This is a genomic window from Streptomyces sp. NRRL F-2664 (assembly GCF_000719345.1).
Taxonomy (GTDB): Bacteria; Actinomycetota; Actinomycetes; order Streptomycetales; family Streptomycetaceae; genus Streptomyces.
In genome coordinates this window covers 1-16,472 of the sequence record NZ_JOFX01000049.1, presented here as the reverse complement: position 1 = coordinate 16,472, position 16,472 = coordinate 1, and the positions used below count along the sequence as shown (strand labels likewise).

Sequence of the window (16,472 nt, the reverse complement as noted above, 5' to 3'; positions counted from 1 at the left end):
TCAGCGGCGCCGGCGTGCGCCGGCGGCGGTGACGGCCAGCAGGGCGAGGGCGGCCGCGGCGACCGCCAGCCCGGGCCGCAGCCCCGGCGGGCGGAAGGAACAGGCGACCCGTGTGGTGCCGGGCGCCAGCGGGACCGCGACCAGCCCCAGGTGGTCCGAGGCGGGACGGCCGTTGCAGGTCCAGCCGGCGATCGCGGGGACCGAGACGACCGCCGTGCCCGTGCTGCCCGCGGGCAGCACGGCCCCGACCCCCGAGGAGCCGACCCGGACCGAGGTCGCGGCCGTCGCCCGCAGAGCGGCCACCGCCGCGTCCAGACGGCTCCGGTCCAGGCAGGCCAGGGTCCAGCGGGGCGGTGGGTCGGCGTCGAAGACCAGCGCCGACGACGCGCCCCGGGAGACGCCCATCGGCTGCAGGGCCGCCCGGTTGCGGGGAGCGCCCCCGTTCAGGCGGAACACCGGCCCGTCGGCGAGGCGGGCCGTGGCGTTGTACTCCGGCGCCCACAGGTAGGCCTCGGTGCCCGCACGGCACACCCCGGGGGCGTGCGGGTCCTCGTACACGCGGGCGCCCAGCAGCAGCTCCTGGTTGGCGAAGGGCGAGTCGCCGTAGGAGGCGGCCGCGCCCGGCGGACGGGTCGTCACCAGCGGCGGCACGTCGGCGCGCAGCACCGAGCCGTCCGGCCGCAGGCGGGCTCCGACCGCGAAGACGGCGTCCGTCACCGGGTTGTCGAGGCTCTGGACGTTGCGGCCGCGCGAGGTCCAGCCGGCGCCGAGCGCCACCATCGTCCGCGTGAACACCTCGGGGGTGTGGCTGCTGTAGTAGGAGCCGCCCTGCCCGCCCAGCAGCATCGGGTCGTTGCCCGACAGGGCGGGCCGGCTCGGGTCGGTGCGGTACGCCGGCCAGCCGTCGGCGGCCGCCAGGGCCCGGGCGCGCCCGGTGTGGTCCGCCCCCCAGGAGGGGTAGTCGTCGAGGCCGCCCAGTTTGCCCCGGTGGCCGAAGGCGGTGGTCGCCGCCGCCTGGGCGAGCAGCACCAGGGCCAGCAGTCCGGCCGCCGGGAGGAGCAGGCGGCGCCGGCGCAGCACCCACCAGGCGGTGCCGGCCAGTGCCAGGCCGCCCGCGAACAGCGCGAGGCTCCACCGCGTGGCCAGCGTGCTCCCGTGCGCCCCCAGGGCGGCGGCCGCGAGGACGGCCGTCCCCGCGGCCAGCGCCCGCGGCCCGGGCAGGCCGCGCTCCAGTGCGGTCCAGGCGGCGATGACGGCGATCCCGGCGAGGACGAAGGTCTGCCGGTAGGGGCTGCCGTTCGGGGTGGCGAACAGGTGCCAGGCCAGATGGGTCGGGGCCCACTGGAGGGACAGTGCCACGGCCGCCGTCAGGCCCGTCCACCCCAGCCGGTCGCGCAGCGGCAGCTCCCGCCGGAAGGGCAGCGCGGCGAGCAGCAGCAGTGTGCCGGTGCCCACGAAGACGGCGGGGGAGGAGAAGGAGTACGTCCCCGGCAGCAGCCGTGCGAAGAGGTCCGCCCAGGACACCGGCCGGAACTCCCTGGCCCACCCCGGGTGGGCCCGGCCCGAGCTGAGGAACAGCGGCAGCAGGACCGGCGCGGCCAGCGCGATGCCCAGCAGGGTGGTCCCGGCGGCCCGTGCGACCACCGCGGTGCGGGCCCGCAGGCCCTCCCGGGTCAGCACCACCCGTACCAGCAGCACCAGGGCGGCGCCCAGGGTCGCCATGTACGCGGTGTAGAAGTTCGCCGTCCAGCAGACCGCCACGACCGGCGGCGCGAGGAGCACCCGCCGCCCGCGCAGGGCCCACTCCCCGGTGAGGCACAGGAGGGGGAGGGCGATCAGCCCGTCCAGCCACATCGGGTTGTAGGAGGCCTCGATCACCGACCAGCCGCACAGCGCGTACGAGGCCCCGAGCAGTCCGGCCGCCCACCACGGCCCGCGGTGCACGGTGCGCAGCAGCCAGGCCATGGCCGCCGCCGCGGCCGCCGTCTTCAGCACGGTGACGGCGTACACGGCCAGGTCGATGTCGGCGCGCGGGAAGACGGCGACGAGTACGGAGAACGGGCTGGTCAGGTAGGTGCCGAGGTCGGGCAGGAAGCTCGTGCCGTAGCCGGACTGCCAGTTGAACAGCAGGCCGCCCCGTGCGCGGCCGTGCAGCAGGTCCCACAGGTGTGCGTGGAAGGGTACGAACTGGTTGCCGAGATCGTTGACGCTGCGGTGGCGCGGTCCGTACGGGAAGACGCGGGCGGCGGCGTCCCCGGCGCACACGGCCACCGCCGCGAGCAGGGCGGCGAGCGCCGCACCGGACAGACTGCGGCGGCGCGGCGAGCGGTGCGGTGTCGACATGGTGGGCCGACCCTGGCAGCGCCGGAGGAACCTCGGGTGGCCGGGCAGTGGCCGCGACACGAACAGACACGTACCCCGGACACCCCGCGAATCGTTGGTCGAACCGGTGGCCCGGGCCACCCTTACTGCATACCATCGATCACCGCACGGCCCTTGTGCATTGACGCACAATCTCCCGGCCCTGGAGGCTCCTTTGCACCGTCGCACTGCGCTCTCCGTCTCCGCCGCCCTGCTTCTGGCGGCGCCCCTGCTGTCCGCCTGCTCGGGCGGGACCCGGCCCGGCACCGCGGCCGTCGTCGGCGGGGAACGGATCACCACCACCGCGCTCCAGCAACAGGTGGGCGACGTCCGGGCCGCTCAGAACCGTTCCGAGCACGCCGCGACGCTCATCTCCAACACCCCGCAGCTGGAACGGATCAAGCTCGGCAAGATGATCCAGCTGCGGGTGCTGGAGCGGGCCGCGAAGGACGCGGGCATCGCGGTCACGACGAAGGAGATCGAGGAGGCCCGCACCGCTCAGGAGGGCGGCAGGGGCGCGGAGGCACTGGAGCAGGCGGCCCTGCAGGGCCGGGTCCCGCTCGCTGCCGGGCAGATCGACGAGGAGGTGCGCTTCCAGCTGCTGCTCGGCAAGCTGAGCGAGCGCTACGGCGAGGACAAGATCATCGAGCCGCTCGCCGCGGCGTCGAAGGCATTGAACATCGAGGTGAACCCGCGCTACGGCGCCTGGGACGCCCAGCAGGTCGGGCTCGGCCCGGTGCAGACGCCGTGGATCACCCAGCGGACGCGTCCCGAACAGGCACCCGCCGGAGCCTGAGGCCCTGCGGCGGGGGTAGGTTCGCAGGGTGAGCGAGCACTCCCAGACCACCGCCGCGGCCGGGGCCACCGGCCGTATCGTCCTGCTGACCACCAGCCACCGGGTCGCGCCCGGGGTGCTGTCCTGGCCGGCGTGGCAGACCCTGCACGCCGCGGACCGGGTCCTGTGCGCCGACCCCGGCCACCCGCAGCTGCCGTACCTGGCGGAGGCGGGCGTCCGGGTGGAGCACGCGGCCCCGGACGCGCACGAGCTGGTCGACGCCTGCGCGGGCGGCCGCACGGTGGTGGTCCTCCCGGCCGGGGAGGGCGACCGGCGGCTCACCGACGCACTGGCCCGGCTGGCCGGCTCCGGCCGGGTCTCCATGCCCGACCTGGAACTGCTGCCCGGCTCGTACGACCTGCCGGGTGCCCGCCTGCTCGACCTGGTCCAGGTGATGGACCGGGTCCGGCGCGAGTGCCCGTGGACCTCCCGGCAGACCCACCGGGGCCTGGCCAAGTACGCGATCGAGGAGGCGTACGAGCTCGTCGAGGCGATCGAGGACGGGGACCGGGAGGAGCTGCGCGAGGAACTCGGCGACGTCCTGCTCCAAGTGGTCTTCCACGCCCGGATCGCCGAGGAGGGCGTCCCGGCCGACGCGGCCGACGAGGCCGGCGGCGAGGAGGAGGACGGCAGTCAGGGCCTGGGGGCCTTCTCCATCGACGACGTCGCCGGAGCCCTCGTGCAGAAGCTGATCCACCGGCACCCGCACGTCTTCGGCGATGCCGAGGCCGAGACCCCGGAGGACGTCCACGCGCACTGGCAGCGCACCAAGGCCGTCGAGAAGCGCCGGGAGTCGGTGACCGACGGGATCCCGGTGGGCCAGCCGGGCCTGGCGCTCGCGGCCAAGCTCGCCGGCCGGGTCCGTACGGCAGGGCTGGACGTGGAGCTGCCCCGCGGCGCCGGCATCGGCTACGAGCTGCTGGCGCTGGCGGCGCGCGCCGAGGCGGAGGGGGTCGACCCCGAGACCGCCCTGCGCGCGGCGGCCCGCGTCTACCGGGACGCGATCCGTACGGCCGAGGGCGTGGCGGCCGCCACCGAGTAGGCCCTCACGGGCGCTTGTGCCGTCAGTGCTCCCGGGGGGCGCGTGCCGAAGGGTCGTGCCAGTGCGGTGCCGGGCGGTTCAGCAGCCATTCGGCGAAGCCCAGCGGGCGGCCGCCCGCCCCGTGGCCGGGGTCAGCGGCGGGCAGGCAGTCGTGGAAGAGGCGGCCGGGACGGGCGCCGAGCTCCTCCAGCAGCCGCGCGGTCTCGTCGATGAACTGCGGTGGCCCGCTGAGGTAGACGTCCTGGTCGGGCCACAGACCCCGGTTGCACAGTGCGGTCGCGAGGCGGTCGGTGGCCTCGTTGCGGTGCCGGCCGGGGGCGGGCGTGATGTAGGTGACGTCGAGCCAGCTGCAGGAGGCGGCGTAGGCGTCGATGAGGGGACGGTCGTAGAGGTGGGCGCCGTCCCGGGCCACCACGAAGAGCCGTACGTCCTGGTCCGGGGGCCGGTCCGCGAGGTCCTCCAGCAGGGCCCGGATCGGGGCCCAGCCGGTGCCGGCGGCGATCAGACTGGCGGGGCGGTCGCAGCGGCGGAAGGTCAGCCGCCCGCCGGCGGCACCGAGCTTGAGGACGTCGCCGGGCTGCGTCTCGCGGACCAGGGCGGTACTGAGCCGTCCGCCCTCGATCCGGCTGACGTGCAGGTCGACCGTGCCGTCGGGGCGGGGGGCGTTGCCGAGGGAGTATGTGCGCCAGGTCCGGGGGACCCGCGGCGTGCTCACGCTCGTGTACTGGCCGGGCAGGTGGGGGAAGGGCGCGTGCGGCCGCAGGGTCAGCACGGCGATGTCCTGCCCGTACTGCAGGTGGCGCACGACCTCGGCGTCCCACCACGGGGGGTCCTCGCTCGCGTCGGCCCCGGCGAGCATGGCGTCGGCGATCAGCTGGTAGGCCTCGGTCCAGGCCTTCTCCACCTGCGGGGTCCAGGCGTCGCCGGAGGTCGCGGCGAGCGCGGCGAGCAGGCTGGCGCCCACGACCGCGTAGTGCTCCGGCCGGACCAGGAACTTGCGGTGGTCGCGGCCCAGGTCGTGCAGGTAGGGGCCGAGGGCCTCGTCGTCGAGACGCGAGACCACGTGGGTGAGCGCGGCGAACAGCCGGTCCCGCTGGCGTTCCATGTCCTCGGCGGAGGCCGGGAAGAGGTCGCGGACTCCGGGGTTGTGCCAGAACAGGTGCGAGTAGAAGAACTTGACCGCGTGCTCGGCCCGCCTTTCCACCACTGCGAAACTGCTTTTCAAGATCCTCACATCCACACGGGTGAAAGTAGGAGTGCCGCACGGGGCGGGGTCAAGCCTTGTCCGATCTACGGACAGCCCCGGCGAAGCAGTCATATGGGATGGCGGGCCGCGGCCCGCGCCGGCCCGCCGGTGCCCGGCGGCTACTGTCGGGGACATGCACGATCAGTCGTCCACTCCCCCCGTCGGCTCGGCGCCCGAACTCTTCACGTGGGAGTTCGCGACCGACCCCTACCCGGCCTACGCATGGCTGCGCGAGCACTCCCCGGTGCACCGCACGAAGCTCCCCAGCGGGGTCGAGGCCTGGCTCGTCACCCGCTACGCGGACGCCCGGCAGGCCCTCGCCGACCAGCGGCTCAGCAAGAATCCGGCGCACCACGCGGAGCCCGCGCACGCCAAGGGGAAGACCGGGATCCCGGGGGAGCGCAAGGCGGAGCTGATGACGCATCTGCTGAACATCGACCCGCCCGACCACACCCGGCTGCGGCGTCTGGTGTCGAAGGCGTTCACCCCGCGCAGGGTCGCCGAGTTCACCCCGCGGGTGCAGGCGCTCACCGACGACCTGATCGACCGGTTCGCGCGAAGGGGGGAGGCGGACCTCATCCACGAGTTCGCGTTCCCGCTTCCCATCTACGCCATCTGCGAGATGCTCGGGGTACCGCGGGAGGACCAGGACGACTTCCGCGACTGGGCCGGGATGATGATCCGCCACGGAGGCGGCCCGCGGGGCGGGGTCGCCCGGTCCGTGAAGCAGATGCGGACCTATCTCGGTGAGCTCATCCACCGCAAAAGGGATGACCTGGGCGACGACCTGATCTCCGACCTGATCCGGGCCAGCGACCACGGCGACCACCTGACGGAGGGTGAGGCCACAGCGATGGCCTTCATCCTGCTCTTCGCAGGCTTCGAGACGACCGTGAACCTCATCGGCAACGGCGTGCACTCCCTCTTCATGAACCCCGTCCAGCGTGAGCGCCTGCAACGCTCCCTGGCCGCCGGGGAGAGCGGGCTGCTCGCCGGCGGCATCGAGGAACTCCTGCGCTACGACGGCCCCGTGGAGCTGGCGACGTGGCGGTTCGCCACCGAGCCGCTGACCCTCGGCGGCCGGCGGGTCGAGACCGGCGACCCCGTCCTGGTCGTCCTCGCGGCCGCCGACCGGGACCCCGAGCGGTTCCCCGACCCGGACACCCTCGACCTCTCCCGCACCGACAACCAGCACCTCGGCTACGGGCACGGCATCCACTACTGCCTGGGCGCCCCGCTGGCCCGGCTCGAAGGGCAGACCGCCCTCGCGACCCTGCTGACGCGCCTGCCCGACCTGGAACTCGCCGTTCCGCCCCAAGAGCTGCGCTGGCGTGGGGGGTTGATCATGCGAGGGCTACGTACTCTTCCCGTTCGCTTCACGGCTCAAAACACTTGAGCAAGGTCTGATGAAAAGTCAGATCCTGCTTGAACTTGTGACAATCGTTCGAAGGCCGCTAGGTTCTGCCGTTACCCCGCTGTTATGCGAAAGGTGATCCTCCATGCTCTCCGGGAACGGCCGTCACAGACGACCCCGCCAGGTCCCCGCGCTGGTAGTCACAGCCGGAGTCACTGGCTCCGCGCTGGCCATGCCGCTGCTCGCGGCGACCAGCGCCACCGCAGCCGAAACCGCCACCTGGGACAAGGTGGCCGAGTGCGAGAGCGGCGGCGTCTGGAGTGCCAACTTCGGCAGCGGCGCGTACGGCGGCCTGCAGTTCACCCAGGAGCAGTGGCAGAACGCCGGCGGCCTCGACTTCGCCGAGCGGGCCGACCTCGCGAGCCGCTCGCAGCAGATAGCGGTGGCCGAGCGGGTGCTGGCCTCGCAGGGTCCGCAGGCCTGGCCGCTGTGCGCGGCCTCGGCCGGACTGGACCAGCAGGGTCCGGCCGCCACCGTCGACCCCGGTCTGCCGGGCAGCCCCACCGCGGTGGGTCCCGCGCCGTCCCGCCCGGACGACACGGTGCCGTCCACCAAGGGCGACAAGCCCGCCACGGACTTCGGGCTCTCGACCGAGGAGACCCCGAGCCCCTCGGGCTCGCCGTTCCTGATTCCCGACGCGCCCTCCCTCGGACTGCCCGTCATGCCCGCCCCCGACGTCCCCACGACGCCTCCGGCCGACCCGGGCACCCCGGTCGCGCCGACCGACCCGACGGCTCCGCCGGTCGGCCCGACCGACCCGACGGCCCCGGCCCTCCCGACGGACCCGGCGGTGCCGACGACGCCCACGACCCCGCCGGTGGACCCGAGCCCGTCCCCGGTCGACCCGACGGCCCCCACGGTGCCGACCGCCCCGGCGACCCCGGCGGCGCCGGGCGCCACTCCCGCCGAGGGCAACGGCAAGCACCGCGGTGCGCCCGCCCCGGAGGAGAGCGGCCCGTCCGGTGCCGCGCCGGCCCCCGTCTACACGGTGCAGGCGGGCGACAGCCTGGCGACCATCGCGGATGCCAAGGGAGTGAAGGGTGGCTGGAGCGGGCTCTACGCGGCCAACGAGCAGGTCATCGGCGAGAACGCCGACCTGATCAAGCCGGGCCAGAACCTGGATCTAACCACGTAATAAGGACAGTTGGTTCGTCCGGAAAGACTTGATTGTGTGTTTTCTGCAAGTGAGACATGTGTCTCTTCCGGTCAACTGGCGTGTCCCGTCCGGGGCCTTCCGCAAACCCCGTTCTCACCTGCGCAAACGCCCCTGCGGACAGCGCAAGTAGGGACCCTTTCTCCCCGATGTTCCTCGTTGAACATCGGGGAGAGCTGTGTCTACCTTCGGATTCGCCCGCCACCGCGGGCTCCTTCGACCGCATCGCCGAATCCTGCCGGCGGACGGAGGGAAGTCGTCGCGTCAAGCGCCGAAGGCAGGAGCGGGGGAACCAAGGTAGGTGCCGCAAGCGGCCGTTGAGAGACGGGCGCAAGCGGCTTGGGGTTAAGCGGTGCGAGGGATCGCGCCGCCGGGCACTCACAGGCCCGAACCCGACAGCTCACCTCGTAGGCGTCGGTGAGGAGAAACCTCATGCTGCTTTCCGGCAAGGGCAAGCACCGTCGCGGCTCCAAGGCCGTCCGCATCGTCACGCTCGCCGGTGTCGCCGGTGTGGCCGTCGCCGCCCCCCTGATGACCGCGGGCGCCGCCAGCGCCGCCACCGCGTCCGAGTGGGACAAGGTCGCGCAGTGCGAGTCGGGTGGCAACTGGTCCATCAACACGGGCAACGGCTACTACGGCGGGCTGCAGTTCTCGTCCTCCACGTGGGCCGCCTTCGGCGGCAAGTCCTACGCCGCGCAGGCCAACCAGGCCTCCAAGGCGCAGCAGATAGCCGTGGCCGAGAAGGTCCTGAAGAAGCAGGGCAAGGGTGCCTGGCCGCACTGCGGCAAGGGCCTGTCGAACTCCTCGTACGGCGGCGGCTCCTCCGAGGCCCCGGCCTCCACCAAGCCCAAGAGCGAGACGAAGAAGACCGAGACCAAGAAGACCGAGACCAAGGTCGCGCCGAAGAAGGAGACCAAGCGCGCCGAGGCCCCGGTCACCCGCTCCGAGCGCACCGAGGCCCCCGCCGCGCCGAAGACCGGCAACGGCTCGTACGAGGTCAAGGCCGGCGACACCCTGGGCACCATCGCCGAGGCCAACGGCGTCAAGGGCGGCTGGCAGCAGCTCTTCGAGCTGAACAAGGACATCGTCTCGGACGCCGACCTGATCTTCCCGGGTCAGAAGCTGAAGCTCAGCTGACCGCTGCGGCAATAGCCGCAAAAGCGTACGCACAGCGCAGAATTCCCACCGCCCGGCGCCCTTCCCTCCACGCGCCGGGCGGTGGTGTGCGCGGCGGCAGAACGCCCGCCCCCCGGGGCTCTATGTCCTGGAAGAGGGGTATTCGGGCCCTTTTTCGTCCCAGGACCCGGGCGGTCGGCAGGGTGAGTGCCCGGATCCGGTTAGGCTCTAGTCGGCCAGGCCGTCCCACGGCCTGACGCCACCGCACACCCAGCGTCACATCCCAGAAGGAGATGCTCGTGCCGTCCATCGACGTCGTCGTAGCCCGGGAAATCCTGGACTCCCGAGGCAACCCCACGGTCGAGGTCGAGGTGGGCCTCGACGACGGCAGCACCGGCCGTGCTGCCGTTCCGTCCGGCGCCTCCACCGGTGCCTTCGAGGCCATCGAGCTCCGTGACGGTGACCCCAACCGTTACATGGGCAAGGGCGTCGAGAAGGCCGTCCTCGCCGTCATCGAGCAGATCGGCCCGGAGCTCGTCGGCTACGACGCCACCGAGCAGCGCCTGATCGACCAGGCCATGTTCGACCTGGACGCCACCGACAACAAGGGCTCCCTCGGCGCCAACGCCATCCTCGGCGTGTCCCTCGCCGTCGCCCACGCCGCGTCCGAGGCCTCGGACCTGCCGCTCTTCCGCTACCTCGGCGGCCCGAACGCGCACCTGCTGCCCGTTCCGATGATGAACATCCTCAACGGTGGGTCGCACGCCGACTCCAACGTGGACATCCAGGAGTTCATGATCGCCCCGATCGGCGCGGAGTCCTTCTCCGAGGCGCTGCGCTGGGGTGCCGAGGTCTACCACACCCTCAAGAAGGTTCTCCACACCAAGGGCCTGTCCACCGGCCTCGGCGACGAGGGCGGCTTCGCCCCGAACCTGGAGTCCAACCGCGCCGCGCTCGACCTCATCATCGAGGCCATCAAGCAGGCCGGCTACACCCCGGGCAAGGACATCGCGCTCGCGCTCGACGTCGCCGCGTCCGAGTTCTACAAGGACGGCAAGTACGAGTTCGAGGGCCAGTCCCGCTCGGCCGCCGAGATGACCGACTACTACGCCGAGCTCGTCGAGGCGTACCCGCTCGTCTCCATCGAGGACCCGCTGTTCGAGGACGACTGGGCCGGCTGGAAGACCATCACCGACCGCCTGGGCGCCAAGGTCCAGATCGTCGGCGACGACCTCTTCGTCACCAACCCCGAGCGCCTGGCCCGCGGCATCGAGGAGGGCTCCGCGAACGCCCTGCTCGTGAAGGTGAACCAGATCGGCTCGCTGACCGAGACCCTCGACGCCGTCGAGATGGCCCAGCGCAACGGCTTCAAGTGCATGATGTCCCACCGCTCCGGCGAGACCGAGGACGTCACCATCGCCGACCTCGCCGTCGCCGTGAACTGCGGTCAGATCAAGACCGGTGCCCCGGCCCGCTCGGACCGCGTCGCCAAGTACAACCAGCTGCTGCGCATCGAGGAGATCCTCGACGACGCCGCCGTGTACGCGGGCCGCAGCGCCTTCCCGCGCTTCAAGGGCTAATCGCGCTCTGCCTCCGTACGTCCCCGCACTCGGTCCCGTACCGTGTGCGGGGACGTATTGCGTAGTGCGCACGAAGGGGAGGCGGACCCATGGCCGGGAACCGGGATCGGTTCTCCACCTTCTCCACGGCCACGCGGCTCAAGCAGCTCGGTGAGCGGACCGCGGCCCACGTCTACCGCTCGCAGTCGCGCCGCCAGGTGCGCCGCAGCCGCCTCACCGGCAGGGCCGCGCTCCTGGTCCTCGTGCTCTGTACGCTGGTCGTCGCCCTCGCGTATCCAATGCGCCAGTACGTCTCCCAGCGCTCGGAGATCGAGGCGCAGCAGCGCGCCGCCGCGGCGGCGCGGGACCGGCTGGAGCGGCTGCGCGACGAGAAGGCCCGCTGGCAGGACGACGCCTACGCGGAGCAGCAGGCGCGCAAGCACCTGCACTTCCTGCGCCCGGGCGAGGTCGGCTACATCATGAGCGACCCGGGGGCCCGGCCCCCGGAGCCGCACCGGACCGGCCAGGCCGGCTCCGACCGGCCCTGGTACTCCAACGTCTGGGACGGCGTCGACAAGGCCGACCGTCCCGGCGACTGAGCACGCGACCGCACCACCGCAGGACCGCACCACCGCACCACCGCAGCACCCATCCACGAGAACGAAGAGACTTCCCTCAGGCATGCAGACGCCCCCGCCCCAGACCGACCGGACCGAGCCGACCGACGCGGACATCGAGGCGTTCGAGCAGCAGCTCGGCCGCCCGCCGCGCGGACTGCGCGCCATCGCGCACCGCTGCCCCTGCGGGCAGCCCGATGTCGTCGAGACCGCGCCGCGGCTTCCCGACGGCACCCCCTTCCCCACGCTGTACTACCTGACGTGCCCGCGCGCGGCATCCGCCATCGGCACGCTGGAGGCCAACGGCGTGATGAAGGAGATGCAGGCCCGGCTCGCCGAGGACCCGGAGCTCGCCGCCGCCTACCGGGCCGCGCACGAGGACTACATCCGCCGCCGCGACGCCATCGAGGTGCTCCAGGGATTCCCGAGCGCCGGCGGGATGCCGGACCGCGTCAAGTGCCTGCACGTCCTCGTCGGCCACTCCCTGGCCGCCGGCCCCGGCGTGAACCCGTTCGGCGACGAGGCCCTCGCCATGCTGCCCGAGTGGTGGGCCAAGGGCGCCTGCGTCACCCCGTGCGGCGAGAAGAAGGCGGAGGAGGCCGAGTGACCCGGGTCGCGGGCATCGACTGCGGTACGAACTCCATTCGCCTGCTCGTCGCCGACTGGGACCCCGCCACGGGCGAGCTGACCGAACTGGACCGGCGGATGACCGTCGTCCGCCTCGGCCAGGGCGTCGACCGGACCGGGCGCCTGGCCCCGGAGGCGCTGGAGCGCACCTTCGCCGCCTGCCGCGACTACGCGGCGGTCATCGAGGAGTTCGGCGCGGAGCGGGTGCGCTTCGTGGCGACCTCCGCCTCCCGCGACGCCGAGAACCGCGACGACTTCGTCCGCGGCGTCGTGGAGATCCTCGGCGTCGAGCCCGAGGTGATCTCCGGCGACCAGGAGGCGGAGTTCTCCTTCACCGGCGCCACCCGGGAGCTGGCCGCGCACGAGCACCTGGAACGGCCGTTCCTGGTCGTCGACATCGGCGGCGGCTCCACGGAGTTCGTGGTCGGCGACGACCGCGTGCAGGCCGCCCGCTCCGTCGACGTCGGCTGCGTCCGGATGACCGAGCGCCACCTGGTGGTGGACGGGGCCGTCAGCGACCCGCCGACCGAGGAGCAGGTCGCGGCCGTCCGCGCCGACATCGAGGCCGCACTGGACCTGGCGTCCGAGACCGTCCCGCTGGCCGAGGCGCGCACCCTGGTGGGCCTGGCGGGGTCGGTGACCACCATCGCGGGAATCGCGCTGGGCCTGCCCGAGTACCGGTCGTCACAGATCCACCACTCCCGGATCTCCTACGAGCAGGTCCGCGAGATCACCGGGCGGATGCTGACGGCCACGCACGACGAGCGCGCGGCGATCCCCGTGATGCACCCGGGCCGGGTGGACGTGATCGGCGCGGGCGCGCTGGTCCTGCTGGCCGTCATGGAGCGCACCGGCGCCTCGGAGGTCGTGGTGTCGGAGCACGACATCCTCGACGGCATCGCGATCAAGACCGCGGAAGAGGCCGAGGCGGACAAGCGGCGTTCTGGACTGCAGAACCGCTGAACGACGGCGCTCCGGTCGGCTGATCGGAGCGCCGTCGTCGTTCCGGGTCATGGCCGCGATGACCGGTGCAATCACCTGGTCCATCCGCCGAACGACCTTCGAACCAGGGTGTGGGGGCCCTGCGTCGCCAAGATCCGAAAAAAGTTCGTGAAGTTCTTCACAAGGAAAAGGCGCCTGCCGGGGCGCGGAAAGGGTCCTTCGGGGCCCTGGGGAGGGTCCGAGGCCCCTTTTGTCGCGCGTTCGTGCGATCCACGGAGGCGACGGGTTCCGCGTCGGAGGTAAGGACGAAACCCTGTGGTCTACTCCGCTTCCACCCTTGCAGGCCTGATCAGGACGGGTGAACAACGACTCCTGACACCCCTTGGTTCCCGTTGCGTGCCATGACGTCCGTCACGTGGGCGGCGGAGTGTAGCAGAGGCCCCCCGACTCCTTGTGAAGGGGCTCACGAGCAACACCCCATTGGGTGCTGGATACTCGTTCTCATGAGCACCACGGAGCGTCCCAGGATCCTCGTTGTAGGAGGTGGGTACGTAGGCCTGTACGCAGCCAAGCGCATCATGAAGAAGATGCGCTACGGCGAGGCGACCGTCACGGTCGTCGACCCGCGCTCGTACATGACCTACCAGCCCTTCCTCCCCGAAGTGGCCGCAGGCAGCATCTCGCCGCGGCACGTCGTCGTCCCGCTGCGACGCGTGCTGCCCAAGGCTGAGGTTCTCACCGGCCGGGTCACCACCATCGACCAGGACCGCAAGGTCGCCGTCGTCACGCCGCTCGTCGGCGAGGCGTACGAGCTGCCCTTCGACTACCTGGTGATCGCCCTCGGCGCCGTCTCCCGCACCTTCCCGATCCCCGGCCTCGCCGAGCAGGGCATCGGCATGAAGGGTGTCGAGGAGGGCATCGGCCTGCGCAACCACGTCCTCGAACAGCTCGACAAGGCCGAGTCCACGACGGACGAGAACGTCCGCCGCAAGGCCCTCACCTTCGTCTTCGTCGGCGGCGGCTTCGCCGGCGCCGAGACGATCGGCGAGGTCGAGGACATGGCCCGCGACGCCGCGAAGTACTACTCCACGATCAAGCGCGAGGACATGCGCTTCATCCTGGTCGACGCGGCCGACAAGATCCTCCCCGAGGTCGGGCCCAAGCTGGGCACCTGGGGCAAGGAGCACCTCGAGTCCCGCGGCATCGAGATCTACCTCAACACCTCCATGGACTCCTGCGTGGACGGCCACGTGGTGCTGAAGAACGGTCTGGAGGTCGACTCCAACACCATCGTGTGGACCGCCGGCGTCAAGCCGAACCCGGCCCTGGCCCGCTTCGGCCTGCCGCTGGGCCCGCGCGGCCACGTCGACGCCGAACCGACCCTCCAGGTCAAGGGCACGGACTACATCTGGACCGCCGGCGACAACGCCCAGGTTCCCGACATGGCCGCCCGCAGGGCCGGCATCGAGAACGCCTGGTGCCCGCCGAACGCCCAGCACGCCCTGCGCCAGGCCAAGGTCCTCGGCGACAACGTCATCTCGGGCATGCGCGGCTTCCCGCAGACCGAGTACGCGCACTCCAACAAGGGTGCGGTGGCGGGTCTCGGTGTCCACAAGGGCGTCGCGATGATCGTCATGGGCAAGATGAAGATCAAGCTCAAGGGCCGGCTCGCCTGGTACATGCACCGTGGCTACCACGGCATGGCCATGCCGACCTGGAACCGCAAGATCCGCGTCTTCGCCGACTGGACCCTCGGCATGTTCCTCAAGCGCGAGGTCGTCTCCCTCGGTGCGCTGGAGACCCCGCGCGAGGAGTTCTACGAGGCCGCCAAGCCGGCGCCGGCCCCGGCCGCCGCGGCTGCCCCGGCCGAGAAGGCCAAGGCCTCCTGACCCTGCGTCGGGAACCGGGCTCCTGAGCCGGTAGAAGGTACGACCCCGAAGGGGCCGCCCGCCATCCGTGGTGCGGGCGGCCCCTTCGGCGTACCCGGTGCCGCGGATGGGTAGAGGGAGGGGTCGGAACCTTGTGGAGGTGCGCCATGACCGACGCCGCTCCGCGGCTGGCCGCTCTTGCCGAGACCCTGCTGAAAGGCCCCCTGCCCGTGCGCATCCGCGCCTGGGACGGGAGCGAGGCGGGGCCGCCCGACGGCCCCGTGCTCGTCGTCCGGAGCCGCCGGGCGCTGCGCCGGATGCTGTGGAAGCCCGGCGAACTGGGCCTCGCCCGGGCCTGGGTGGCCGGCGACCTGACCGCCGACGGCGACCTGTTCGAGCTGCTGGACCGGGTGGCGGGCCTGCTCTGGGCGCGGGAGCGGGAGCCCGCGCCCGGCCCGCCCGCCTCCCGCGCGGCCGCGCTGCGCACGCTCCTGCCCCGGCGCGCCGCGGCGGCCGCGGACACCGCAGCAGGCGCCGCCGCGCTGCTGCGCGACGCCGACGCGCGGGACGCCGTACGCGACCTGCTCACCCTGGCCCGCCCGCTGCCGGCGCCCCCGCCGCCCCCCGAGGAAGCGGCCCGGCGCGGCGGCAGCCGGCACACCCGGGGCCGCGACCGACAGGCCGTCAGCCACCACTACGACGTCGGAAACGACTTCTACGAGCGGGTCCTCGGCCCGTCCATGGTGTACTCCTGCGCCTACTGGACCCCCGGCTCGACCCTGGAACAGGCCCAGCACGACAAGCTCGACCTGGTCTGCCGCAAACTCGCCCTGGAACCGGGGGACCGGCTCCTCGACGTCGGCTGCGGCTGGGGCTCCATGGCCCTGCACGCCGCCCGGGCGCACGGGGCGCGCGTCACCGGCGTCACGCTGTCGCGCGAACAGGCCGTGTACGCCCGGAAGAAGGCCGCGGACGAGGGCCTGACCGATCTGGTCGAGATCCGCATCCAGGACTACCGGGACGTCAAGGACGGCCCCTATGACGCCATTTCCTCCATCGGCATGGCCGAACACGTGGGCGCCGAGCGCTACCGCGACTACGCCCGCACCCTGCACGCCCTGCTGCGCCCCGGCGGCCGGCTGCTCAACCACCAGATCGCCCGCCCTCCGGAGGCCGACGAATCCGCCTACCGCGTCGACGAGTTCATCGACGCCTACGTCTTCCCCGACGGCGAGCTCTCCCCGGTCGGCACCACGGTCGGTGAACTGGAACGGGCCGGCTTCGAGGTCCGCGACGTGGAAGCGCTGCGGGAGCACTACGCCCTGACCCTGCGCGCCTGGGTGGCACGGCTGGAGGACCACTGGGACGAGGCCGTCGCCCTCACCTCGCCCGGCCGGGCCAGGGTCTGGCAGCTGTACATGGCCGCCTCCGCGCTCGGCTTCGAACGGGGCCGCCTGGGCGTCAACCAGGTACTCGCGGTGCGGTCCGCGGGGCGCGGGGAGTCGGGGCTGCCGCTGCGGCCGCGCACCTGGGGGTCGGGAACGCAGCCGGGCTAATCGTTCCTGCGGACCACGGGAAGGGCCCCGGGGCATGTGGCAGATTCCAGGGGTCGTCGCAACACGTGATCACTGACGTGTGGTGGCCAGCAGTTTAGACAGACGCTCGGCTGGGGTTTCCCAGCCGAGCGTTTTT

13 protein-coding genes and 1 riboswitch are annotated in these 16,472 nt (G+C 72.3%); of the genes, 11 read left to right on the top strand and 2 right to left on the bottom strand.

Annotated elements, in window-relative coordinates:
* Entirely contained in the window at window positions 1–2,343 is a 2,343-nt protein-coding gene (locus IF89_RS0130520) for a YfhO family protein (protein WP_030774916.1), read from the bottom strand.
* A 193-nt stretch (window positions 2,344–2,536) separates the two neighbouring features.
* Here IF89_RS0130520 and IF89_RS0130515 point away from each other — a divergent pair, with 193 nt between their 5' ends.
* Window positions 2,537–3,157 carry a SurA N-terminal domain-containing protein gene (locus IF89_RS0130515; RefSeq protein WP_030774915.1) on the top strand — a complete coding sequence of 207 codons (621 nt, stop codon included), beginning with the start codon at window positions 2,537–2,539 and terminating at the stop codon, window positions 3,155–3,157.
* A gap of 28 nt (window positions 3,158–3,185) precedes the next feature.
* Window positions 3,186–4,238: a nucleoside triphosphate pyrophosphohydrolase gene (locus IF89_RS0130510; RefSeq protein ID WP_051807842.1), complete on the top strand. Its 1,053-nt coding sequence runs from the start codon at window positions 3,186–3,188 to the stop codon at window positions 4,236–4,238.
* A 22-nt stretch (window positions 4,239–4,260) separates the two neighbouring features.
* On the opposite strand, the gene IF89_RS0130505 is transcribed toward IF89_RS0130510, so the two are convergent.
* On the bottom strand, window positions 4,261–5,445 hold the full coding sequence (locus IF89_RS0130505; RefSeq protein ID WP_234327921.1) for a globin domain-containing protein: 1,185 nt from the start codon (window positions 5,443–5,445) through the stop codon (window positions 4,261–4,263).
* 172 nt (window positions 5,446–5,617) lie between these two features.
* On the opposite strand from IF89_RS0130505, the gene IF89_RS0130500 reads away from it, so the two are divergent.
* From IF89_RS0130500 to IF89_RS0130460, 9 genes are all read left to right on the top strand, one after another.
* Window positions 5,618–6,880, top strand: coding sequence for a cytochrome P450 family protein (locus tag IF89_RS0130500; protein WP_030774911.1), 1,263 nt, complete (start codon window positions 5,618–5,620; stop codon window positions 6,878–6,880).
* 103 nt (window positions 6,881–6,983) lie between these two features.
* The gene (locus IF89_RS49395) at window positions 6,984–8,033 is read left to right on the top strand and encodes a transglycosylase family protein (RefSeq protein WP_030774909.1); all 1,050 of its coding nucleotides are present in this window, start codon (window positions 6,984–6,986) and stop codon (window positions 8,031–8,033) included.
* Between the two features lie 277 nt (window positions 8,034–8,310).
* A riboswitch (cyclic di-AMP (ydaO/yuaA leader) is annotated at window positions 8,311–8,480 on the top strand.
* A gap of 3 nt (window positions 8,481–8,483) precedes the next feature.
* Window positions 8,484–9,188, top strand: a complete 705-nt coding sequence (locus IF89_RS0130490) for a transglycosylase family protein (protein WP_030774908.1) — start codon at window positions 8,484–8,486, stop codon at window positions 9,186–9,188.
* A 272-nt stretch (window positions 9,189–9,460) separates the two neighbouring features.
* Window positions 9,461–10,747, top strand: a complete 1,287-nt coding sequence (gene eno / locus IF89_RS0130485; RefSeq protein ID WP_030028493.1) for a phosphopyruvate hydratase — start codon at window positions 9,461–9,463, stop codon at window positions 10,745–10,747.
* 89 nt (window positions 10,748–10,836) lie between these two features.
* Window positions 10,837–11,325, top strand: a complete 489-nt coding sequence (locus tag IF89_RS0130480) for an FtsB family cell division protein (RefSeq protein WP_030774907.1) — start codon at window positions 10,837–10,839, stop codon at window positions 11,323–11,325.
* A gap of 82 nt (window positions 11,326–11,407) precedes the next feature.
* On the top strand, window positions 11,408–11,950 hold the full coding sequence (locus IF89_RS0130475; RefSeq protein WP_030774906.1) for a DUF501 domain-containing protein: 543 nt from the start codon (window positions 11,408–11,410) through the stop codon (window positions 11,948–11,950).
* Window positions 11,947–12,933: a Ppx/GppA phosphatase family protein gene (locus IF89_RS0130470; protein WP_030774904.1), complete on the top strand. Its 987-nt coding sequence runs from the start codon at window positions 11,947–11,949 to the stop codon at window positions 12,931–12,933. The genes IF89_RS0130475 and IF89_RS0130470 overlap by 4 nt, the downstream gene beginning before the upstream one ends.
* A 482-nt stretch (window positions 12,934–13,415) precedes the next feature.
* Entirely contained in the window at window positions 13,416–14,801 is a 1,386-nt protein-coding gene (locus IF89_RS0130465; protein WP_043194616.1) for an NAD(P)/FAD-dependent oxidoreductase, read from the top strand.
* A gap of 146 nt (window positions 14,802–14,947) precedes the next feature.
* The gene (locus IF89_RS0130460; protein ID WP_030774902.1) at window positions 14,948–16,336 is read left to right on the top strand and encodes an SAM-dependent methyltransferase; all 1,389 of its coding nucleotides are present in this window, start codon (window positions 14,948–14,950) and stop codon (window positions 16,334–16,336) included.
* Window positions 16,337–16,472 lie beyond the last annotated feature (136 nt).